General features: G+C 62.0%; 18 protein-coding genes, 1 tRNA gene and 1 pseudogene. 13 read left to right on the top strand and 7 right to left on the bottom strand.

Going from position 1 to position 21,010, the window contains the following annotated elements; genetic code table 11:
• Positions 1-9 precede the first annotated feature (9 nt).
• Positions 10-1,182, top strand: coding sequence for an AAA family ATPase (locus BLR31_RS16520; RefSeq protein ID WP_244505106.1), 1,173 nt, complete (start codon positions 10-12; stop codon positions 1,180-1,182).
• A 61-nt stretch (positions 1,183-1,243) separates the two neighbouring features.
• Positions 1,244-3,613 carry a S8 family serine peptidase gene (locus tag BLR31_RS16515; RefSeq protein WP_090597908.1) on the top strand — a complete coding sequence of 790 codons (2,370 nt, stop codon included), beginning with the start codon at positions 1,244-1,246 and terminating at the stop codon, positions 3,611-3,613.
• Positions 3,614-3,774: 161 nt separating this feature from the next.
• Here BLR31_RS16515 and BLR31_RS16510 read toward each other — a convergent pair.
• The 3 genes from BLR31_RS16510 to BLR31_RS16500 all read right to left on the bottom strand — a co-directional run bounded on the left by BLR31_RS16510 (position 3,775) and on the right by BLR31_RS16500 (position 6,947).
• Positions 3,775-3,851 (bottom strand) — tRNA-Arg (locus BLR31_RS16510).
• Between the two features lie 208 nt (positions 3,852-4,059).
• Entirely contained in the window at positions 4,060-5,505 is a 1,446-nt protein-coding gene (locus BLR31_RS16505) for a sensor histidine kinase (RefSeq protein WP_090597905.1), read from the bottom strand.
• 26 nt (positions 5,506-5,531) lie between these two features.
• Positions 5,532-6,947, bottom strand: a complete 1,416-nt coding sequence (locus tag BLR31_RS16500) for an FAD-dependent oxidoreductase (protein ID WP_176762716.1) — start codon at positions 6,945-6,947, stop codon at positions 5,532-5,534.
• Positions 6,948-7,238: 291 nt separating this feature from the next.
• On the opposite strand from BLR31_RS16500, the gene rpmH reads away from it, so the two are divergent.
• The 4 genes from rpmH (at position 7,239) to yihA (ending at position 10,372) form a co-directional block, all read left to right on the top strand.
• The gene (rpmH, locus tag BLR31_RS16495; RefSeq protein ID WP_090597900.1) at positions 7,239-7,373 is read left to right on the top strand and encodes a 50S ribosomal protein L34; all 135 of its coding nucleotides are present in this window, start codon (positions 7,239-7,241) and stop codon (positions 7,371-7,373) included.
• Positions 7,374-7,394: 21 nt separating this feature from the next.
• The gene (rnpA, locus tag BLR31_RS16490; RefSeq protein WP_090597898.1) at positions 7,395-7,826 is read left to right on the top strand and encodes a ribonuclease P protein component; all 432 of its coding nucleotides are present in this window, start codon (positions 7,395-7,397) and stop codon (positions 7,824-7,826) included.
• Positions 7,823-9,646 carry a membrane protein insertase YidC gene (yidC, locus tag BLR31_RS16485; RefSeq protein WP_090597896.1) on the top strand — a complete coding sequence of 608 codons (1,824 nt, stop codon included), beginning with the start codon at positions 7,823-7,825 and terminating at the stop codon, positions 9,644-9,646. Before rnpA ends, yidC begins: the two co-directional genes overlap by 4 nt.
• Before the next feature lie 105 nt (positions 9,647-9,751).
• Positions 9,752-10,372, top strand: coding sequence for a ribosome biogenesis GTP-binding protein YihA/YsxC (gene yihA, locus BLR31_RS16480; protein ID WP_176762722.1), 621 nt, complete (start codon positions 9,752-9,754; stop codon positions 10,370-10,372).
• Positions 10,373-10,574: 202 nt separating this feature from the next.
• Here the strand turns inward: yihA and recQ are convergent, their stop codons facing one another.
• Positions 10,575-12,395, bottom strand: coding sequence for a DNA helicase RecQ (gene recQ, locus BLR31_RS16475; RefSeq protein ID WP_090597892.1), 1,821 nt, complete (start codon positions 12,393-12,395; stop codon positions 10,575-10,577).
• Positions 12,396-12,567: 172 nt separating this feature from the next.
• Positions 12,568-13,023, bottom strand: coding sequence for a MarR family winged helix-turn-helix transcriptional regulator (locus tag BLR31_RS16470; protein WP_090597890.1), 456 nt, complete (start codon positions 13,021-13,023; stop codon positions 12,568-12,570).
• 342 nt (positions 13,024-13,365) lie between these two features.
• Between BLR31_RS16470 and BLR31_RS16465 the strand changes: the two genes are divergently transcribed.
• From BLR31_RS16465 to BLR31_RS16455, 3 genes are read left to right on the top strand one after another with little or no spacing between them, the layout of a single operon-like run.
• A complete protein-coding gene (locus BLR31_RS16465) occupies positions 13,366-13,908 on the top strand; it encodes a TRAP transporter small permease (RefSeq protein WP_090597888.1) in 543 nt (180 codons plus the stop codon).
• Complete coding sequence (locus BLR31_RS16460) at positions 13,905-15,227, top strand: TRAP transporter large permease (RefSeq protein ID WP_090597886.1); 1,323 nt, start codon at positions 13,905-13,907, stop codon at positions 15,225-15,227. Before BLR31_RS16465 ends, BLR31_RS16460 begins: the two co-directional genes overlap by 4 nt.
• Before the next feature lie 46 nt (positions 15,228-15,273).
• Positions 15,274-16,299 carry a TRAP transporter substrate-binding protein gene (locus BLR31_RS16455; RefSeq protein ID WP_090597884.1) on the top strand — a complete coding sequence of 342 codons (1,026 nt, stop codon included), beginning with the start codon at positions 15,274-15,276 and terminating at the stop codon, positions 16,297-16,299.
• Between the two features lie 48 nt (positions 16,300-16,347).
• On the opposite strand, the gene BLR31_RS16450 is transcribed toward BLR31_RS16455, so the two are convergent.
• A complete protein-coding gene (locus BLR31_RS16450; protein WP_176762715.1) occupies positions 16,348-17,034 on the bottom strand; it encodes a GntR family transcriptional regulator in 687 nt (228 codons plus the stop codon).
• Positions 17,035-17,241: 207 nt separating this feature from the next.
• On the opposite strand from BLR31_RS16450, the gene BLR31_RS16445 reads away from it, so the two are divergent.
• The 3 genes from BLR31_RS16445 (at position 17,242) to BLR31_RS16435 (ending at position 20,123) form a co-directional block, all read left to right on the top strand.
• On the top strand, positions 17,242-18,219 hold the full coding sequence (locus BLR31_RS16445; RefSeq protein ID WP_090597880.1) for a TRAP transporter substrate-binding protein: 978 nt from the start codon (positions 17,242-17,244) through the stop codon (positions 18,217-18,219).
• Between the two features lie 92 nt (positions 18,220-18,311).
• Complete coding sequence (locus BLR31_RS16440; protein ID WP_090598023.1) at positions 18,312-18,839, top strand: TRAP transporter small permease; 528 nt, start codon at positions 18,312-18,314, stop codon at positions 18,837-18,839.
• Between the two features lie 3 nt (positions 18,840-18,842).
• Positions 18,843-20,123: a TRAP transporter large permease gene (locus BLR31_RS16435; protein ID WP_090597878.1), complete on the top strand. Its 1,281-nt coding sequence runs from the start codon at positions 18,843-18,845 to the stop codon at positions 20,121-20,123.
• Between the two features lie 269 nt (positions 20,124-20,392).
• Here the strand turns inward: BLR31_RS16435 and BLR31_RS16430 are convergent, their stop codons facing one another.
• Entirely contained in the window at positions 20,393-20,815 is a 423-nt protein-coding gene (locus tag BLR31_RS16430; protein ID WP_425287263.1) for a helix-turn-helix domain-containing protein, read from the bottom strand.
• Between BLR31_RS16430 and BLR31_RS16425 the strand changes: the two are divergent.
• A pseudogene (locus BLR31_RS16425) lies at positions 20,814-21,010 on the top strand (transposase); the annotation flags it as partial. The gene BLR31_RS16430 and the pseudogene BLR31_RS16425 sit on opposite strands and share 2 nt — an antisense overlap.

Below are 21,010 nucleotides of genomic sequence, written 5' to 3'. Positions count from 1 at the left end.
AGACCGTTGGTGACGATAGAGGCAGCATCAAGACAGTTGACGACTTTTGGTGTAGGATTCGATATCGGACGGCGTCGTCCAAAGAATGTGAAAGATCCGTCAGCAACCATGGCCCGTAGTGACCTTCTCGTTTCCCTCGTACGCGCCGGCGCGACCGGCGATCGGGATATGCTGAAGTCAACAGCCGAGGCCCTGGTCGCCGAAGAGCGTGCGCAGAATCATCATATCGTGGCGGATCGTCTGGAACGGGCGTTGTCTGCTGTTCCGGTGACGCCGCCAGCCCTCACCACAACCATCAATTTAGCTGGCGCCGGCAAGGATTCGATCCTTGAGATCGAACCACGGGCGCAGTTGGCCCAACTTCTCCTGCCGCTACCCGTCCAGCAGGGCGGCCGACAACTGATCGAAGAACATGTGCGTGCGGATGTCTTGCGTGCTCATGGCTACGAACCGCGTCATCGCGTCCTGCTGTCGGGCCCTCCAGGTAACGGCAAGACCTCGTTTGCCGAGGCTGTTGCGGAAGCCTTGGGTTTGCCATTCTTCATGGTCCGCTACGATGCGCTCATCGGCAGCTATCTGGGCGAAACCAATACCCGCCTGCGCAAACTTTTCGACTATGTTCGTACCCGGCCGAGCGTACTCTTTTTCGACGAGTTCGACGCCATCGGCAAAGAGCGTGGCGACACGCATGAGACTGGCGAGATCAAGCGTGTCGTTTCGTTTTTGCTGATGCAGCTCGACCAGCTTCCGAGCTATGTCATCGTCATCGCTGCGACCAACCATGCCGAGCTCCTCGACCGCGCCGTCTGGCGGCGGTTCCAACTACGCTTGGCGTTCCCGGCTCCTGACAAAAGACAGGTCGCAGCCTTCCTCGACCGGGTCATGTCGCAATGGCCTGATCAACCGCGACTTTCTGCGCGCGCGATCGGAGCCAAGCTCGGTGAGTTGAGCTACGCAGAAGCGGTCGATTTCTGTCAGAATGTAAGAAGACGACAAATATTGGGCTTGGGGGAGCTTTCAGTCGATGACGCACTACGTGCGGAACTAGACCTCTGGGCAAGTCGAGTGCGACCAGAGGTGATGAATGCCGAGCGATCCGACCAAACCGCTTCTGAGGATAAACCCAGGGCAACCGCAGGCAAGGGTTCGACGAAAAGGCCCAGTCGTAATCCCACGGCCTGACGCCTTTCCAAAGGCGGACCAGGAGCGACGGTTTGGCCAACGGTTTAGGCGTCTGTCCGAAGTGCTGGCACGCGACCCAGCGGCCCTTGAGTTGCGGGCCGACCCCGCCGCGCTGGCTCCCGAACGACTGCTTGTGTTCGAGGTGCGTGGCAATATCGCCGCGTTCGCCAAGGCGACCGCCAATGTCCCTGGCCTCGAGTTGATCGACGAGGAGGAATTGGCGAGCGATGAGGACGCTGCGCCGGTAGCCTACCTCCTGGTTCCCGACATGCGCGCTCTTCGCCAGATCGAAAGTCTCTGGCAGACTTGGATGGCTGGCCGTGATCTCCCTGACGGACATACGCCATGGCGGGACGTTTTCGCCTGTCTGCGGGATCTGCGGCCCTGGGGGCCGGGTGATCGCGTGCAGCCTGCCGATGCTACAATTCTCGAAGAGGAAATCTTCGGCAAGGCCGACGACGAACAGATCCCGCTCGAAGTGGAGATCGTGTTCCGGCCTGGCGCCGAGGCGGCTTCAGCAAACGAAACAAATGTGACCCGGGCGATCGCGGCCTATGGTGGTGTTGTGCTCAGTCGGGCGCGGCTCGATGACATCGCCTATCACGCCGTTCTGGCGCGGCTGCCCGTCGGTGCGATACGGTCCATCATCGAACGCTCTCCGGCCAGCCTGGCCGGGATCGAGCAGGTCATGTATATCCGGCCGCAAAGCATCGTCACCGAAATTGACGTCGCCGATACGGTTGCCCCTGCGCCCGTCGCTTTGCCGCCAGCGGTGGCTAACGATCCGATCCTGGCGGTGCTCGATGGCGTGCCGATGGTTGGTCACCCACTCCTACGGCAACATGTGAGCGTTGAAGACCTGTTCGGACTGGAACCGAACGCCTTGGTCGCCGAGCGTGTTCATGGTTCGGCCATGACCTCCCTCATCGTACATGGTGACCGCAACCAATCGGAACCACCGTTACCCAGGCAGATACATTGCATTCCCGTGCTCGGCGCCGCCGATCGATTTCCTGCTGATCGGCTGATAGTCGATCTGATCTATCAGGCTGTGACGCGCATGCGTGGTCGCCCGGAGCCATCCGCACCTCACGTTATCATCGTCAATATTTCGCTGGGAAATGCCCGCCGGCCGTTTCATGGCCAGCTCTCGCCCTGGGCAAGATTGCTGGATCGCTTGGCCTATCGGTTTGGGATTCTGTTCATTGTCAGCGCTGGCAACGTGACCGATGAATTTCCGGTGCCGGGATTTGATAACACCCTGGATTTCGAGAATGCGCAGGACGCCGATCGCGCCCGTGGGGTCGTTCGAGCGCTGGCAGATGTTCAAGCTGATCGACGCCTATTATCCCCGGCGGAGACGATCAACGGGCTGACCATTGGCGCCCGGAACACCGACTTCGTGCCTCACGCGGATCGCGTGTTCGCGCGAACCAACATCAATCCGTTTCCGGCGCTCGATACGGCCAATCCTTCCAGCGCCCTTGGGCCTGGCTTTGCGAATGCCGTCAAACCGGACATTCTAATGCCGGGTTCGCGCGAACACGTGCGCGTGGTCAGAAGTGGTGCAGGCATCGTCGTCGCTCCAGCCCGCGCTAGCAGAGGAGCCGGTTTGAAGGTTGCGGCGCCTCCAGCACCGGTTGGACTGGAAGGTGCAGAAGCCTATACCAACGGAACGAGCGCCGCTGCCGCCCTTGCCTCGCGAACGGCACATCGGATTCACGACGCGCTTGAAGCCGAATATGGGCAGGACTTTCTGCAACTGAGCAACGCGGAACGCGCCGTACTGCTCAAGGCCCTTTTGGTCCATCCCGCTCGTTGGCCCGAAGAAACTACAGCGCTCATCAAGGGGCTCCTGGGACCGTTCGGCAGGGGGCAGGCGCCGCGCCAGAAAGACAACATCCGCCGATTCATTGGTTATGGAGCGCTTGACCCAGACGATGCGGTAGCCTGCGCGGCCGATCGGGCAACGTTCTGGGCCGTTGGCTCCCTGGCAAACGAGCGAAGTGTCGATGTATTGGTGCCGATCCCGGCCGCGATCGGCGGCAGAGCACAGCCGCATTTCATATCGGCTACTCTTGCGTGGCTTACGCCCGTTCTGCCTGGCCGCAAGGCATATCGGGCCGTGCGCATGAAGATACTCGATCCCGACGACATTGATGGCCTAGGCGTCGCGGCGCACAAAAGCCAGCCTGACATCAACCAGACCAATCGTGGCACGGTCTATACCCGGTGCTGGAGCGGTCAGCGTGCGGCCATCGTCACGCCGTCTATGTCGTTCCCTCTGCGCGTTCAGCGAGAACCTGACGCCGGCGGAATCGAAGACGAAGCCGTACCGTTTGGACTAGCAGTGACGGTAGCCATGCCTGGACAGATCCAGCTTTATGAAGAAGTTCGCGCTCGTGTGCGTCCGCTTCCGATTCAATCCTAAACTCGAGATATCGGCCGAATACCAACAACTGCTGATCGCAGCAGAGCTTGCGATCGTCACGGCGTCCGCCAGTGCTGGCGCTTCACCACGAAAACCCCACACTAAACCCCACATTAAAATTCTGAACTAGTGTGGGGTGCTTAGCTAAGCCCTTGAAATTATGGCGCGCCCGAAGAGATTCGAACTCCTGACCCCCAGATTCGTAGTCTGGTGCTCTATCCAGCTGAGCTACGGGCGCGCAGTGCCGTTTCGGAGACCCGAACTGGGGCGGTCCCCAGCGGCAGGCGCAACGCTTATACTGGCTTGGCGGCCATTGCAAGGGCGAGATTGGCAAAGTTTGCAATCAATTTCCCTCGCCGCCCACAACCCTCGGGCGTAAACAATTTTGACGAGGGCGAAATGGGCCGCCGTGCTGGGGAAGCGTGCGCGAACAAGGACTTGGCGTCTCAGCGCTTCCGTGCCGCAACGCCTAAATCAAGCGGCAGTTCGATGGAAAAGACCGTGCCTTCGCGGCTTTCCACAAGCGCAATCGCGCCGCCATTGGCCTCGACGAGTTCGCGCGCGATCGCCAGTCCCAGCCCGGTGCCGCCGGCCTTGGCCGACCCCTCGAACGCCACGAACAGATTGTCCTTGGCCCGCGGCGGCAGTCCGGGCCCGTTATCGGCGATAAACAGCCGGATAAGCTCGCCATCGATAGTGGCCGAATAGCGAATGAAGGGCGAGGCTATCTTGTCGCCCTTGTCCTCCAGCGCCTCGCGCGCATTCTTAAAGATGTTGACGAGCACCCGCGCCAGATGATCGGGATCGGTCGTCACAACGACATCATCGGGCACCTGATTGTCGAAAACGATCCTTGGATGCCCGATCAGCGCCGCCGAAACCGCAGCCTCCATGCCGAGCGCGCGCAAATCCACGGGCTCGGGCTTGGGCAGGCTGGTCTGCTGGCGCCCATAATCAAGCACCGTCTGGGCGAACGCGATGGCCTTGTCGAGTGTGTTGACGAGGCGCGGCGCCAGCCTTTGCACCTGCGGATCGTCGAGATTGGCCACCTGGTCGGACAGCAATTGCGCCGAGGTCAGCATGTTGCGCAAATCGTGATTGATCTTGGACACCGCCATGCCCAGATCAGCCAGATGCCGCCTTTGGCGCAGCATGGCGAAAAGCTCGGCCTGGGTATCGGCAATAGCGCGTTCCAACACCCCGATCTCATCGCGCCGATTGTCCTCGGGCACGAAAATCAACGTGCCGTTTTCCGGATTTTCGCGAAAGGCCAACATCGATGACGTCAGCCGCTTGATCGGCCCGATCAGAACGCTTTCGGCCAGCACATAGATGACGAACGCAGTGACCCCCGCCACGACGATCGAAACCATCGCGATATTGCCCGCATAAGTCAAAAGGTCGGCCCGCAATGGATTTTCGGGCATGATCACCTCGACCACAGCATCGCCCGCGCCCAGGGGGGTGCCGACGATTCGAAGCGTCCGCTGCCCGCCGAACACCAGCGTGTCGAGCGCGTCGGCAATCAGCGTCATGGGGTTGGCGTCGCGCATGTCGGCAAGGTGGGTGACCTCGGGCATGGTGACAGCATCGAGCGCGATGAGGTCGGTCTGCCCCTCGCGGCGATAGACGATGGCGATCGCCCCGGCGGCCTGCAGCAGCGGATCGGTCACCTCGGCGGGCAGATCCATGATATCGGGCACTGCGTCGAACACGCGGACCGCGACAGCGCCGACGCGCAGGCGGTCTTCGAGCCACCCGGCGCGGTAATTGGCCAGCGAGGGCAGGAACACGGCGATCTCAATGAGCAGGATGACCAGCGCAATGGCGGTGATCAGCTTGACACTCAGTCCGGCGAGGGGGCCGGGCACCTTGGCGATGTCTTGCGTCATGGCTCCAGACTACCGCCCGATTTTCCCTATGGCAACAAGCGCTTAAGTCGATCGCCCCAACCCGCGGCGCTACGCCTCGGGTGGTGGCGAGCATAATCGGCGACGAGCCGGCTCACGGCCTCGCCAAATGTCGGGTGCGGCGCCAGCGTGCCGGCAAGGTCATGCGGGGTCAGCTTGAGCGAGATCGCCAGCGCAAACAGCGGTGCCAGTTCGGGCGCGGCCGGTCCCACCATGCCCACCGAAACGATCCGCCCATCGGCGCGGGTGATCATCTTGATATGCCCATGCGGCTCTGCCGCTGCCCTCGCGGCGTCGGTCTGGGCAAATCCAGCCCGCGTTATGGCGATGGTATCGCCCCAGCGATTGCGCGCCTCCCGCTCAGACGGTCCGATCTGGACAATGGCCGGTCGCGTATGGATGACATTGGGCACGATCGCCTCGCGATCGGCGCCGCCCAGCATGGCCGCCACAGCCCGTTCGCCGCCATGACGCGCCGCATGCGCGCCGTGCCCACCCGCAGCATCGCCGACGATCCGCACCCGCCGGTTCGTCGTGCGCCCGCCGGCCCGCAACTGGGGCAGGCCACCACTAAGCCTGATTCCCGCAGTGGTAAGCTCGAGCTCGTCCAGCACCGCGCGCCGGCCCGTTGCAAATAAGAGATGGGTCGCAACGATCCGCTCTTCATCCGGTCCGGTCTTGATATCGATGGCGATCTCCTCGCCCTCGGTGGCCACGGCAACAACCCCCGTATGCGTCCGGATCTCGAGCCCTTCGCCGCGCAGGCGTCGCAGCACCGCTTCGGCCAATTCGTGGTCGATGTCGGCCAAGGGTTCGACCATGTCGATAACCGTCACTTTGGCCCCGAGCCGCAGATGCGCCTGTGCCAGTGCCAGACCGGTGCCTCCGCCGCCGACGACAACGAGGTGGCCCGGCTTGCGATTGAGCTCGAATATCGTCTCGGGCGTAAAATATGGGACGTCGTCCATCCCGGGAATTTCTGGCACCAGCGGGCGCGATCCTGTGGCAATCAGGATATTCCGCGCCTTGTAGCTTCGGTCGTCGACCGCAATGGTGTCGCGTCCGGTAAATTTCGCTTTGCCGCGCACGAGCGAGATGCCCTGCGCCTTGAGGCGTTCGTCCGAGATATCGGGTGCGGCCATTTCCACGACATCGCGGATTCGCGCATTGATGCGGCCGAAATTGACCCTGGGCTCGCCGGGCGCCAGGCCCAGCGTTTTCGCTGTGCGAATCTGGTGGGCGCGTTCGGCGGCGTGGGTCAAAGCCTGGGCGGGCAGGGTGCCCCAATTGTGCGAAACCCCGCCGAGTTCGCCGGCCTCTATCAGAACAACTTTGGCGTTGAGCGCTGCTGCGGCCTGGGCTGCGGCGATGCCTGCCGGGCCGGCCCCGATGATCGCGAGATCGACCTTGTCCTCTTGCGCCAAGCCTGCCCCCAATGCGGTTTGTTGTGTCGTCGATGATTGCGCACTATTAGCGTGCAGCATCGGGTCTGGCCAGAACCCGGACACGCAAAGCTGCATGGTGCACAGAGCAGGGGGCTGTTGGCCAAATTGTGTCCTCGCGTCAATTGACTTGCCCACCCCTTTTCCCTATAAGCCGGCCAACCTTCGCCATGGGCCAGAGGACGCTTGTCCTTTGCCGTGTGCGGCAAGACCCGATTTGCAACCCTAGAGTTTACCAGAGGATCGCGCGGCCCAGCGCGCGGTGTAAAGCCCATGAAGCGTACTTTTCAGCCGAGCAATCTTGTGCGCGCCCGCCGTCACGGTTTCCGTGCCCGCATGGCGACCAAGAATGGCCGCAAGATCTTGAACCGTCGTCGTGCCGTCGGCCGCAAGCGGCTCTCGGCTTAAGGCCCAGGCGTTCGCGGTGTCATGCCGGACACCCCGGCATCGCCGACGCGCCGCCTCAAGAAGCGGGCGCAGTTTTTGAAAGCCGCGCGGGGCACGAAAGTTGCCAGGCGCGGCTTTGTGTTGCAGGCGGTAGCGGTTGCCGACCCCCAGCCGGGCGTGGGATATACCGTCACCAAGAAGGTGGGCAACGCGCCCGAGCGCAATCGCATCAAGCGGCGTCTGCGCGAAGTCGTCAGAGCCTCCGCCACTCGGCTCGTTGCCGGCCATGATTACGTGTTGATCGGACGCCGCGAGAGCCTGACCGAACCGTTCGCCGCGCTGGTCGAGGACCTCGAAAAAGCCCTCAGGCGCGCGCACGGGACCCAGTCCGCAAAAGCCGGCAACGGCGCAGCGGAGCGGGATCCTTCAGAGACTACCAGGGCCCCAGGGCCGAGCGGACATCCAGAGCAATGAACGAAAACAATCGCAATATGATCCTGGCCGTCGTCCTGAGCATGCTCGTGCTCTTTGGATGGCAGTTCTTCATCGCCGGCCCGCAGCTCGAACAGGCCCAGCGCCAGGCGCAGGTCGCCGCCGAGCAGCAACAGGCCGCCCAGGACAGCGCAGATCTTGCCGCTCCCGCCGCCGATGGTTCGGTAGCGGCACCTGCCGCGGGCGACGCCACGGTCTTTGAAAACCGCGAGGCAGCCCTTGGGGCCTCCACCCGCGTTGCGATTGAAACCGATTCCCTCTCCGGCTCGATCAACCTCGCCGGTGCCCGCATCGACGATCTGCATCTCAACCACTATAACGAGACCCCCGACGCCGACAGCCCAACCATTACGCTGCTGTCCCCGGCCGGCTCGCCGCTTCCCTATTATCTCGAACACGGCTGGGTCGCGTCCGCCGGCGCCACCGTGGCGCTGCCCGACAGCCAGACGGTCTGGGAGCTGACCCAGGGCACGACCCTTACCGCCGAAACCCCGATCACCCTTTCCTGGGACAACGGCCAGGGCCTTGTGTTCTCCCGCACCATTTCGGTCGATGACAACTATATGTTCTCGGTCGAACAGACGGTCGAAAACCAGGGCGCTGGCGATGTCGCGCTGTTCCCCTATTCGCGCATTTCCCGTCTCTACACGCCCGAAACGCAGAATTTCTTCATCCTGCACGAGGGCCCGATCGGCGTTCTTGGAGAAAACAATCTCGTCGAGCGCTCCTATGGCGATATCCAGGAAGACGGCCAGATCGATTTCGCATCGACCGGCGGTTGGCTGGGCTTTACCGACAAATACTGGGCGACGGCCATCATCCCGCCCCAGGACGAAACCATCAACGCCCGCTATTTCCACGGCACCAGCGCGCCCTCGGGCAATGATTATCGCGCCAATTATGTGGCCCAGAGCCCGGTCGTGGTTCCCGCCGGCGGCACCGCCAGCCACGAGAGCCTTGCCTTTGCCGGCGCCAAGGTCGAGTCGATCATCGACAGCTATGAGCAGGGCTATGGCATCGACCGGTTCGAGCTGATCATCGACTGGGGCTGGTTCCATTTCATCACCAAGCCGATGTTCTATCTCATCAGGCTGCTCTACGAGTTTTTGGGCAATTTCGGCCTCGCCATCCTGGCCGTTACCGTCATCATCAAGGCGATCTTCTTCCCGCTCGCCAACAAGAGCTACGCGTCCATGGCCAATATGCGCCGCGTGCAGCCCAAGATGAAGGAAATCCAGGAAAAGCATAAGGAAGACCGCGCTGCCCAGCAGCAGGCGATGATGGAGCTCTACAAGACCGAGAAGATCAATCCGCTCTCGGGCTGTTGGCCGATCCTCATCCAGATTCCGGTGTTCTTTGCGCTCTATAAGGTTCTGTTCGTCACCATCGAAATGCGCCATGCGCCGTTCTTCGGCTGGATTCAGGATCTCGCCGCGCCCGATCCCACCACGATCTTCAACCTGTTCGGTCTTCTGCCCTACGATCCCTCGAGCGTCCCGGTCATCGGCTCGTTCCTGATGCTCGGCATCTGGCCGCTCATCATGGGCATCACCATGTGGGTCCAGATGCGCCTCAACCCGCCGCCGGCCGATCCGACCCAGGCGATGATCTTCAACTGGATGCCGGTGATCTTCACCTTTATGCTGGCCACATTCCCAGCTGGTCTCGTCATCTACTGGGCGTGGAACAACTTCCTTTCGGTTGTCCAGCAATGGTTCATCATGCGCCGCCACGGCGTCACGGTCGACCTGCTCGGCAACATCAAGAACTCGTTCAAGCGCAAGCCCAAGGCCGCCGAGTAACAGTTCAGGCAAACGACAAAGGGCCGGGAAACCGGCCCTTCTCTTTTGCGTCCAATTGCTTCACGCTGCAGCGCACACTGCCAACCGGATCGTCCAATGACCGACCTGCCCGAAAATGTCCGCCTGCTGTTCGCCCGCCCCTGGGTGTTCCTCAAAGGCTGCGTCCGCGTCTCCGATCTGCCTGCCGACGACATCGTCGAGGTCGCCTTCGCCGGGCGCTCCAACGTCGGCAAATCATCCCTGATCAATGCGCTGGTTGGGCAGGGCAGTCTTGCCCGCACGTCGAACACCCCTGGTCGCACCCAGGAACTCAACCTCTTCGCCCCGGAAACGGGGGGCATCCGCATCGTCGATATGCCCGGCTACGGCTTTGCCAAGGCCCCCAAGCCCGCCGTCGAAAAATGGAACAAGCTCATCCACCAGTTCCTGCGCGGTCGCCCTAATCTGCGCCGCGTCTATGTCCTGGTCGACGCCCGCCACGGTCCCAAGGCCAATGACGCCACCGTCATGAACGAACTCGACAAGGCCGCCGTCTCCTATCAGGTGGTCTTGACCAAAGCCGACAAAATGCTGGAAAAAGACCTCGCCGCCATCATCGCCGCGACTGCCAAATTCATCGCCAAGCGCCCGGCAGCTCACCCCGAGATCATCCTCACCTCCTCGGAAAAAGCCACCGGCATCGACACCCTCCGCACCGAAATCGCCCGTTTCCGCGACGGGCTTTAGCTCGCTCGACTAGCGCCCAAGGCCCCCTCACCGGCCTGCCGGCCACCATCTCCCAACGGAAAGGGCTCATCGTGCCGCGGTCTTTGAAGTCGCCATTATAGCTCGAAAAGCCGCAATCGAACTCCCTCTCCCTTGGGGGAGAGGGCTGGGGTGAGGGGGCCTTGCTGAGTCAGTGAAAAGGTCACCGCCTGCGCCAACGGCCCTACCGCCCCGCAATCACCGCCAGAAACACCGCCCCATACCGCCCCAGCTTGCTGTCGCCGACCCCCGGTAGATCGCGCATCGCCGCCAGCGTCTCCGGCCGCGCGGTGGCCATGGCGCGCAATGTCGTGTCCTGAAACACCACATAAGGCGGCACGCCCTGTTCGGTCGCGATCTCCCGCCGCCGCGCGCGCAGCTTGTCAAACAACTCCCGCGCCTGCGGCGTCAGATCGGGTCCGGCCAAAGCCCGGTTGGTGTCGCGCGTCTTGCGTTGCTGGTCGCGCCGTAGCGTCACTGTCCGTTCGCCGCGAAACACCGCCCGCGCCCCAGGATCGAGTGCCAGCGCCCCATGCGCCTCGTGGTTGACATGCACCAGCCCCATCGCCGTCAATTGCCGCGCCACCGACCGCCACGTCTTGACATCGATATCGCGCCCCACGCCGAACACCGGCAATTGGTCGTGGCGAAACTTTTCGACCTTCTCGGTCACCTTCCCCATCACCACGTCGATCACATGCGCCGCCCCGAACCGCTGCCCGGTGCGGTAGATCGCCGACATCACCTTGTTGGCGGCATCCGTCCCGTCCCAGGTGTCCACCGGGTTCAAACAGGTATCGCAGTTCCCGCACCCGCCCGGATGCGCCTCGCCGAAATGCGCCAGCACCGCCTGCCGCCGACAGCCCGCGGTCTCGCACACGCCCAAAAGCGCATTGAGCTTGGTGTTTTCCAGCCGCTTGACCACGTCGGGCGCATTGCCCTCCGAAATCATCCGCCGCCTCTGGCTGACGTCCGAAAGCCCGTAGCACATCCACGCGTCCGACGGCTGCCCGTCTCGCCCCGCGCGCCCCGTCTCCTGATAATACGCCTCGATCGAGGATGGCAGATCCATATGCGCCACATAGCGTACGTCGGGCTTGTCGATCCCCATCCCGAACGCCACCGTCGCCACAAGACACACGGCGTCGTTCTTCAAAAACGCATCCTGGTTAGCCGACCGTACCCGCCCTTCCAGCCCCGCGTGATAGGGCAGGGCGGGAATGCCCTTGTCGTTCAAAAATTCCGCCACGGCCTCCACCTTGGCGCGCGACAGGCAATAGACGATCCCGCTCACCCCCTGATGCCCCTTGAGAAAATCGAGCAATTGCGCCCGCGCATTGGCCCGCTCGACGATCGTGTAGGAAATATTGGGCCTATCGAAACTCGAGATGAACGTCTGCGCCGCTTCCAGCCCCAGCCGTTCGATGATATCGGCCCGCGTGGTTGGGTCCGCCGTCGCCGTCAAAGCGATGCGCGGTACCTCGGGAAACATCTCCTTGAGTTTGACGAGTTCGCGATATTCCGGTCTGAAATCATGCCCCCACTGGCTCACGCAATGGGCTTCGTCGATGGCAAACAGCGCGATCTCGATGCCCGCCAGAAGTTCATAAAATCCATTGGCCGAAAACCGCTCCGGCGCCACATAGAGCAGATCGAGTTCCCCGTCGCGCAATGCCTGGCGCACCGCGCGCACCTCATCGAGCGACAGAGACGAATTGAGCGCCGCAGCCTTCACCCCGGCCTGTTTCAGCGCCTCCACCTGATCGCGCATCAAGGCGATCAGCGGCGAAACGACGATCCCCACCCCATGCCGACAGATCGCCGGGATCTGGTAGCAGAGCGATTTCCCCGCGCCCGTGGGAAACAGCACGACGGCATCGCCGCCCCCGATCACATGCTCCACCACATCGCCCTGCTGCCCGCGAAACGCGTTCAGCCCGAACACCGATTGCAGCACCGAAAGTCCATCCGGGCGTCGCGTGCGGTCGGCGGCAAATAAGGTCATGCGTCTCGGTGGTCTGTTGATGAGGGGATCGGCTGTGATTCGCCCATTGTGCCCGCCCACCGCCACGCTTCAAGCGGCGATCGAGCCTGGCGGGGATTTCCCTTCGTCACCTCTCCCTTTGGGGGAGAGGTCGACGCAAAGCGGCGGGTGAGGGGGCCTTGCGATACTTGGCTTAGCACAACGTATCGAGTAGCCTCAGCAGTGCGTCACGTCGCTCGACGCCCCCCAGCCGCGCGATGCAATCGGCCTCGAACCGGTCCTGTATCGCCCGCGCCTCATCGAGAAACTTGACCCCATCCGCCGTCAGATAAAGCGCATTGGCCCTCCGATCCCCCGGCGCCGCCTGCCGCTCAATCAGCCCGCGCGTCTCCAGCCCGGTGACCAGGGCAACGAAATTGGCACGTTTGATCCCCAGGATTTCCGCGATCTCGGTCTGCTTGCGCCCCGGATTGTCGGCAATCAGCACAAGCACCGAATATTCCGCCGGCCGCAGATTGAGCATCTCGAACGCTGCGTTGAAGCGCTGGAACACCGAAAGCTGGGCCCGCCGCAGGCGATAGCCCACAATGTCGGTCGTCGCCTCGGTGCGAAGTTCGGGCTCGGTCTGCGAAATAAGCGGGGCGGTCATGGCCGAAATTCCGTTTGTTATGCCCCAAACCTATAAGCGTTTCCCGCCGATCGTGCCACCTCCCGCGCCAACCGGCCGGTGGCGCAATAGGCACTTGAGTCCGCGTCCAGATATTTGTTATGATTGATAACAAACGCCGCGCGATGGAGGATACGGCGGTGTTTTCTGCGTATGCAGGCGACGGGGAGGGATGTTTCGATTATCCAATTTTTTGTCTGCATCGTCTATTGTTGGATTTCGCGCCTTCGGGCCACGTTCGACGCAGGGCAATCCCACCCGTTGCGGCTGGGGTTGTGAGGATAAGATGCGCTAAGGTGCCGTGCATCTTGATGGGAGGATGATGTGTTTCAGGACAATTCGCCATTGGGGCGAAGTGTATATGGCTTGGCCAAGGGACTAGCCCTTCTGGGCGGCGTCGTCATGGTCGCGGTCATCATCATGATCACCCTCTCGATCATCGGACGCACCTTCATCTGGGCCGGCCTTCGCCCCATTCTGGGCGATTATGAATTGTCCTCGATGGGCATCGCCTTCACCGTCTTTACCTTCCTGCCCTGGGCGCACCTCGAGCGCGGCCACGCCATCGTGACCCTCATCACAGATCGCTTCGGTCCCCGGTTCAACGCCTGGCTGCTGGTCATAACCGACGCCATGATGCTGGCCACCGCCGCCTTTATCGCCTGGCGGCTCTATGACGGCATGCTAGACAAGTTCGCCTTCCGCGAAACCACGCTCTTGCTGCGCGTGCCGCTTGGCTGGGCCTACGCTGCCGCCTTTGTCGGCGCTTCGGTGTTCGTCATCGTCGCCATTTATGTCCTCGGGCGCTCGGTCACCAATGCCGTGACGGGCCGCACCGAACCCGATCGCGCCGGAGCCGAGATATGAGCAACGTCCTTCTCGGCCTTCTGTCATTTCCCGTCATGCTAGGCCTGATTTTCCTGCGCGTGCCCATCGGTATCGCCATGCTGGCCACGGGCGTCTTCGGCTCGTTCCTGATCACGGGCAGCTTTAATCCCATGCTCGCCCAGTTCAAGAGCCTCACCTATTCGACGTTTTCGTCCTATTCGCTTTCCGTCGTCCCCCTGTTCCTGCTCATGGGCGCTTTTGCGACCCTTTCGGGCATGAGTGGCAAGCTCTTTGATGCAGCCGCCTCGTGGCTGGGCCATCGCAAGGGCGGCGTGGCGATGGCCGCCATCGGCGCCTCTGCCGGCTTTGGCGCCATCTGCGGCTCCTCGCTCGCCACCGCCGCCACCATGGGCAAGGTCGCACTGCCCGAACTTAAAAAGTATGGCTATTCCGGCGCGCTTTCGACAGGCACCGTCGCCGCCGGCGGCACCCTGGGCATTCTCATTCCGCCCTCGGTCATTCTGGTCATCTTCGCCGTCCAGACCGAACAGAACATCGCGCGCCTGTTCATGGCCGCTTTCCTGCCGGGCATCCTCGCCGCCATCGGCTATATCATCGTCATCGCCATCTATGTGCGCATGGCACCCGGCTCGGGCGGCCAACGAGAGCGCGTGCCCTATGGCCAGCGCTTCAGCCAGCTGGTCGGCATCTGGCCGGTTATCGCCGTCTTTATCGCCGTGATCGGCGGCATCTATACGGGCATCTTCACCCCCACCGAGGCCGCCGCCATCGGCGCCGCCGGCACAGGCATCATCGCACTGGCCACCCGCTCGCTCAGCCGCCGTGGACTGTCGGAAGTCTTTCTCTCGACAGCATCGGCCACCGCGATGATTTTTTTCATCGTGCTCGGTGCCGCCGCGCTCAACAGCTTCCTTGCCCTCTCGCAATTGCCACAGGTCGCAGCCGCCTGGGTGGGCGATCAGGGGCTCAATCCTTGGCTGGTCCTGACCGTCGTGCTGTTGCTCTATCTCGTGCTGGGCTGCGTCATGGATTCTCTGTCCATGATCCTGCTCACCGTGCCCATCGTCTATCCGATGATGCTGGCGCTCGATTTCGGCCTTGCGCCCGACGATTTCGCCGTCTGGTTCGGGATCATCGTTCTTATCGTCGTGGAGGTGGGGCTGATCACGCCACCGGTGGGGATGAATCTGTTCATCATCAACTCCATGGCCAAGAAGGTCCGGCTGTCCGAGACCTATCGCGGTGTGCTGCCATTCGTGGCCAGCGACATCATCCGCACCATCATCCTCGTTGCCTTCCCGCCCATAACATTGGCGCTGGTCTGGCTGTTCTACTAACCACCATCTAGACGCACAAAACGTGCAACAAAGGGAGAGAGACCAAATGAAACTCAAATCCATCCTGCTTGGGGCACTTGCCTCGGTCGCCTTCACAGCGACGGCCATGGGCCAGGACGTAACGCTTCGCGTTCACCAGTTCCTGCCCGCGCAGGCCCCCATCCCGTCCCAGGCGATCGCCCCATGGGCCGAAGCCATCGAAGCCGAGTCCGATGGCCGCATCGCCGTCGAGCTTTATCCGGCCATGCAGCTTGGCGGCGCGCCCGACAGCCTCTTTGCCCAGGCCCAGGACGGCGTCGTCGACGTCATCTGGACGGTGCTCGGCTACACCCCCGGCCGCTTCCCGAAATCGGAAGTGTTCGAGCTGCCCTTCCTCATCACCAATGGCGAAGACTCCTCGGAAGCCTTCTACAATTACGTGATGGAAAACTCCGCCGACGAGTTCGCCTCGGTTCACGTCATCGCGCTCCACACGCACGGCCCCGGCCTGTTCCACTCCAAGGACCCGATCGCGACCCTTGAAGATCTTCAGGGCATGAAGGTACGCGGCGGCTCGCGTATCATCTCCAACATGCTCGGCCAGCTCGGCGCAGAGCCCGTCGGCATGCCGGTCCCCGAAACCGCCGAAGCCCTCTCGCGTGGCGTGATCGATGCGACGACAGTGCCGTGGGAAGTTACCCCCTCGCTGCGCCTCACCGAACTCGTCACCAACCATACGGGCTTTTCGGGCGAACAGGGTCTCTACAGCCAGACCTTCGGTTTCGTCATGAACCGCGGCACCTATGAAGGCCTCCCCGAAGACCTGCGCGCCGTCATCGACGCCAATTCCGGCATCGAAGTCTCACGCGCCTTCGGCGCTGTTATGGATGCTGGCGATGAAGCCGGTCTTCAGATCGCCGTGGATGCCGGCAATTCCATCGTCACCCTCGACGAAGAAGAAACCGCCCGCTGGAAGGAAGCCGCGCAGGCCACCATCGACCAGTGGTTCGCCGACATGGACGCCATCGGCATCGACGGCCAGGCCCTTTACGCCTCGGCTCAGGAACACATGGCCGCAGTCTCCGGCCAGTAAGCCACGACATTTCGAAAAAGGGCGCCTCCGGGCGCCCTTTTTTACGTCTCACCGGGAAACGAAATAATCCGGAAACCGCTGCCGCCCGGTCGCAAGATGCGTCGTGATCTTGCCCAGATGCTTGCGCAGCACGCCCTCCGCTTTCGCGCCGTCCCCCGCAAGGATCGCGGCAGTGATCGCCTTGTGCTCTTCAAGCGACAGCGCCAGATTTGAATCCAGCGTCATGAACCGCACCCGATCGAGCTGCGCCTTTTGCGCGTCGATCAGATCCCACACGAACCCCACGCCCGCCAGTTCGGCGATCTTGCGGTGGAACGCTTCGTCCAGCGCATGAAACGCCGACAGATCCTGCGCGGCCACGGCCTCTTCTTGTGATCCGAGCAGCAGGCGAAGCTCCCGATCCCACCCCGGCGTCGCCATCTGCGCAGCCCGCCGCATGATCTCCACTTCCAGCGCCTCGCGCACGAACCGTGCATCGAGCACCGCTTTTTCGGAAATCGGCACCACCCGCGTCGCCTTGCGCGCCCGCACGTTCACCAGCCCCAATTGCGACAGCCGGATCAGCGCCTCGCGCACCGGCTGGCGCGACACCCCGAACCGCAGCGCCGTTTCCGACTCCGAAACAGGATCGCCAGGCTTCAGCGTCAGCCGCACGATATCCTCGCGCAACACAGCAACGATGCGCTCGGCATTGGTTTCGTCGAGAAAGGTAGGGGTGGGAGATAAAGTTGTCATACAAAAACTTCGATCAGTCAGTTGACATGCGCCGCAATCTTCCATACCAGATTGAGGCATGGAAGGATCAATAGGCCGAATTCGCCATGGCCTGCAAGCCTTTCCACAAGTGTTTCGGCACACACGGCCACCTGCATTCGCATCAGGGGAGGCGGCACGATCTGCGTCTCGGTCGGAAGAGGAACCGGCCGTCCAAGGGAGGACAACATGAATATGATTTTTCGCCTTTCGGCCTCTGTGGCCGTCATCGCCGGATTGACGCTCTCGGCCAGCGCGCAGGAAATCGTCCTGCGCTCTTCCGATACGCACCCCGATGGGTATCCGACAGTCGAAGCCGTCCGGCACATGGGCGAACTTTTGATGGAGCGCTCCCATGGCCGTATCGGCATTGAGGTCTATCACTCGTCCCAGCTCGGCGAGGAAGCCGACGCCATCGAGCAGACCCGCCTCGGCGTCATCGACGTCATCCGCGCCTCTTTCGGCCCGTTCAATAACATCATCCCCGAAACCAAAGTGCCTTCGCTGCCCTATATCTTCCGCTCGACCGACCATATGCGCTCAGTCGTCGATGGAGATGTCGGCGCCGACATCCTCGCCGCCTTCGAGCCGCACGGCTTGATCGGTCTCGCCTTCTACGACGCCGGCGCGCGCTCGTTTTACACCGGCAACACTCCGGTGCGCTCAATCGAGGATATGGCCGGCCAGAAATTCCGCGTCATGCAGTCCGACCTCTTTGTGGATATGGTCGTGGCGCTTGGTGCCGACGCCGTCCCCATGCCCTATGGTGAAGTCTATTCCGCCATCCAGACCGGGGTTATCGACGGCGCGGAAAACAATCCCCCGAGCTATGAATCGTCGGCTCACGTCGAAGTCGCCGGCTACTACACCCTCGACGAGCACCTGATCGTCCCGGAAATCCTCGCGATCTCTAAATCCACATGGGATCGCCTTTCGCCCGAAGATCAGGCGCTGATCCAACAGGCCGCCACCGATTCCGTCGCCTACCAGCGCGAACTCTGGGACGCCGCCGAAGCCGCAGCGCTCGAAACCGTCGTCGCCAATGGCGCCGAAATCATCGAGATCGACAAGCAGCCTTTCATCGATGCCATGGCGCCCGTCTATGAGCGCTATGTCGATACGCCCGAACTCCAGGACCTCGTGGCCCGCATTCAAGCCGTCGAGTAACGATACGCTGGACCTCCTCCCAGCAAAATGGGAGCGTAGCCGCACAGGCTGCGCTCCCACCCTCGTCCAGATAGATCGCCATGGACATCGCCATGCATAGAGCGCTCTCGGCCTATAGTGCCATCCTCTCCCGCCTCTCGACCCTCGCTTTGTGGATCGCCGGTGTTGGCCTGGTCGCGATGACCATCGCCATCGCCTGGCAGGTTTATGGCCGCTACGTCCTCGGCTCCACACCGAGATACACCGAGGCGCTGGCCGTCATGCTCATGGCATGGTTCATCTTCCTGGGCGCTGCCGCCGGCGTGCGCGAGCGCTATCATCTGGGCTTCGATGTGGTGCTCTATTTCGTTCCTTACCGCGTAAAGCTCGTCTTGCGCTCCATCTCCGATGTCGTGGTGTTCTGCTTTGCCATCGGCATGACCGTTTACGGCCTGCAACTGGCCGTACTTGGCTGGCCAGCCGCCATCCCCACCCTCGGCATTCCCGGCGGCCTCTCGTTTTTCCCCATTATGACGGGCGGCACGCTCATTTGCCTCTTTTCCATCGAACGGCTCTGGCAGCGATTTGCCGGGCTCGATCCGGACGGCGATCGCGCCGTCGCCGAAGCCGTGGAGAACTGAGCCATGGAACTCTTCGTCCTTTTCGGCTCCTTCGTCCTGCTACTGTTGATCGGCACCCCCATCGCCTTTTGCCTCGGCGTCGCATCCTTCGCCACGGTCCTTTACATGGGCCTGCCTCCGGTCGTCGTCTTCCAGCGGCTGAATTCGGGCGTTGCCGTCTATTCGCTGATGGCCATCCCGTTCTTCATCTATGCGGGCGATCTCATGGTTCGCGGCGGCATTGCCGCACGGCTGGTCGCGTTTGCCGGCTCGCTGGTTGGCCATCTGCGTGGCGGATTGGGCCAGGTCAACATCGCGGCCTCAACGATGTTCGGCGGCATTTCCGGCTCCGCCATCGCAGACGCCTCGGCCATTGGTGGGCTGATGATCCCGCAGATGAAGGCGCGCGGCTATGGCGTCGACTACGCCGTCAACATCACCGTCACCTCCGCCATCATCGCGCTGATGATCCCGCCCAGCCACAACATGATCATCTATTCGATCTCGGCCGGCGGACGCATTTCGATCGCCGATCTCTTTACCGCCGGCATCATTCCGGGCCTTCTGCTCACCATCGCGCTCATGGTCACGGCCTATATCGTCGCAACCAAACGCGGCTATCCCACCGAAAAATTCGCCGGCCTCAACACAGTCATCCAGCTTCTCGTCGCCGCCGTGCCCGGCCTCGTTCTCATCGCGATTATCTTCGGCGGCGTGCGCTCGGGCATCTTTACGGCCACCGAAAGCTCCTGCATCGCCATCATCTACGCGTTCCTCGTCACCATCCTCATCTACCGCTCGATGAGTTGGGCCGATTTCGTCGCCGCAACATTGGGCGCCGTGCGCACCACCGCCATGGTGCTCCTCGTCATCGGCAGCGCCGCGACATTCGGATGGCTGTTGGCCTATCTGCGCGTGCCCACCCAATTGGTCGCCTTCATGCAGACCATTTCCGACAACCCGATCATCGTCCTCCTGCTCATCAACGTCCTCTTGCTGTTCCTGGGCAGCTTCATGGACATGAGCCCGCTGATCATTATTACGACCCCGATCTTCCTCCCCGTCGCCGTTGCGTATGGCATCGATCCGGTCCATTTCGGCGTCATCATGATCCTCAATCTTGGCATCGGGCTCTGCACACCCCCGGTCGGCTCCGTCCTCTTTGTCGGCTGCGCCGTCGGCGGCATCCCCATATGGCAAGCCATCAAGACCATCTGGCCCTTCTACCTCGCCGCGATCGCCGTCCTCCTGATCGTGACCTACATCCCCCAAACCGCCCTCTGGCTCCCCTCGATTTTCCGGTAGTCGCCAAGGCGGCGACTTGCCGTCCCCTGCATTGTTCGGTGTTGCACCATCTGCCGTACCGATGGCTCCCGACTGCTGCACACCCCTCATCCGACCGCTTCGCGGCCACCTTCTCCCTCAAGGGGAGAAGGGATCCTGCGACCAACGCTCATGAAAATCTCAGGGATTGACCAAAAGCTTTTCTTCTCCCCTTGAGGGAGAAGGTGGGCTGGCGGAGCCAGGTCGGATGAGGGGTGCGCTGACTCACCTCGACCACCAACGTCGTGACGTCACACCCCCGCCACCGGCCGATGAAACACCCCATCGATAAACTGCCCGGACTCCTTTGCCCGGCTCAGCAGCCGATAGGCCGAGGGCGACGTCCCCATATACCGCTTGAACTGCCGCGAGAAATAATAGACGTCCGGATACCCCGTCATCGCCGCAGTTTCCTTCACCGAATGCCCGGCGGCCAATATGTTCATCGCCTGCTCGAGCCGCTTGAATTCGACAAATTTCGACGGCGTGTACCCGATCCGCTCCTTGAACGCCCGCCGGAAATAATCGGGATTGTAGGGCAGTCTCCCCAGTGCCTCATCGAGAATGTTGATTGCCGTTGAGATCTGACCCGGTACTGGAGTGAACCCCTGGGACTGGACCAGCGGGGAAGAAAAGCTGATACGCTCTGTGGGCCTTGAATGGAGAAGGTCCATGTCACCAAGAGGTCCCTACCGCCGTCACTCGATGCAGTTCAAGCTGCAGTTTTGCCAGGACATTCGCAATGGCGTCATCGGGCGCCGCGATGCGCAGCGCACTTATAGCGTTTCCGCCAATCTCATCCAGCTCTGGCTGTCCCAGTTCGATCGCGGCGAACTCAATCAGGAAGAAGCCGAAGCAAGCGTCGTCGC

The organism is Pelagibacterium luteolum, assembly GCF_900100665.1.
Taxonomy (GTDB): Bacteria; Pseudomonadota; Alphaproteobacteria; order Rhizobiales; family Devosiaceae; genus Pelagibacterium; species Pelagibacterium luteolum.
The sequence above is the reverse complement of the archived record's forward strand: the minus strand, read 5'-3'. Positions and strand labels throughout refer to the sequence as shown.

Bases quoted from the DNA above. Each gene is read 5' to 3' on its own strand.
- BLR31_RS16505 (WP_090597905.1), bottom strand. From the start codon at position 5,505: ATGACGCAAGACATCGCCAAGGTGCCCGGCCCCCTCGCCGGACTGAGT.
- rpmH (WP_090597900.1), top strand. From the start codon at position 7,239: ATGAAGCGTACTTTTCAGCCGAGCAATCTTGTGCGCGCCCGCCGTCAC.
- rnpA (WP_090597898.1), top strand. From the start codon at position 7,395: ATGCCGGACACCCCGGCATCGCCGACGCGCCGCCTCAAGAAGCGGGCG.
- yidC (WP_090597896.1), top strand. From the start codon at position 7,823: ATGAACGAAAACAATCGCAATATGATCCTGGCCGTCGTCCTGAGCATG.
- recQ (WP_090597892.1), bottom strand. From the start codon at position 12,395: ATGACCTTATTTGCCGCCGACCGCACGCGACGCCCGGATGGACTTTCG.
- BLR31_RS16470 (WP_090597890.1), bottom strand. From the start codon at position 13,023: ATGACCGCCCCGCTTATTTCGCAGACCGAGCCCGAACTTCGCACCGAG.
- BLR31_RS16460 (WP_090597886.1), top strand. From the start codon at position 13,905: ATGAGCAACGTCCTTCTCGGCCTTCTGTCATTTCCCGTCATGCTAGGC.
- BLR31_RS16455 (WP_090597884.1), top strand. From the start codon at position 15,274: ATGAAACTCAAATCCATCCTGCTTGGGGCACTTGCCTCGGTCGCCTTC.
- BLR31_RS16450 (WP_176762715.1), bottom strand. From the start codon at position 17,034: ATGACAACTTTATCTCCCACCCCTACCTTTCTCGACGAAACCAATGCC.
- BLR31_RS16445 (WP_090597880.1), top strand. From the start codon at position 17,242: ATGAATATGATTTTTCGCCTTTCGGCCTCTGTGGCCGTCATCGCCGGA.
- BLR31_RS16440 (WP_090598023.1), top strand. From the start codon at position 18,312: ATGCATAGAGCGCTCTCGGCCTATAGTGCCATCCTCTCCCGCCTCTCG.
- BLR31_RS16435 (WP_090597878.1), top strand. From the start codon at position 18,843: ATGGAACTCTTCGTCCTTTTCGGCTCCTTCGTCCTGCTACTGTTGATC.
- BLR31_RS16430 (WP_425287263.1), bottom strand. From the start codon at position 20,815: ATGGACCTTCTCCATTCAAGGCCCACAGAGCGTATCAGCTTTTCTTCC.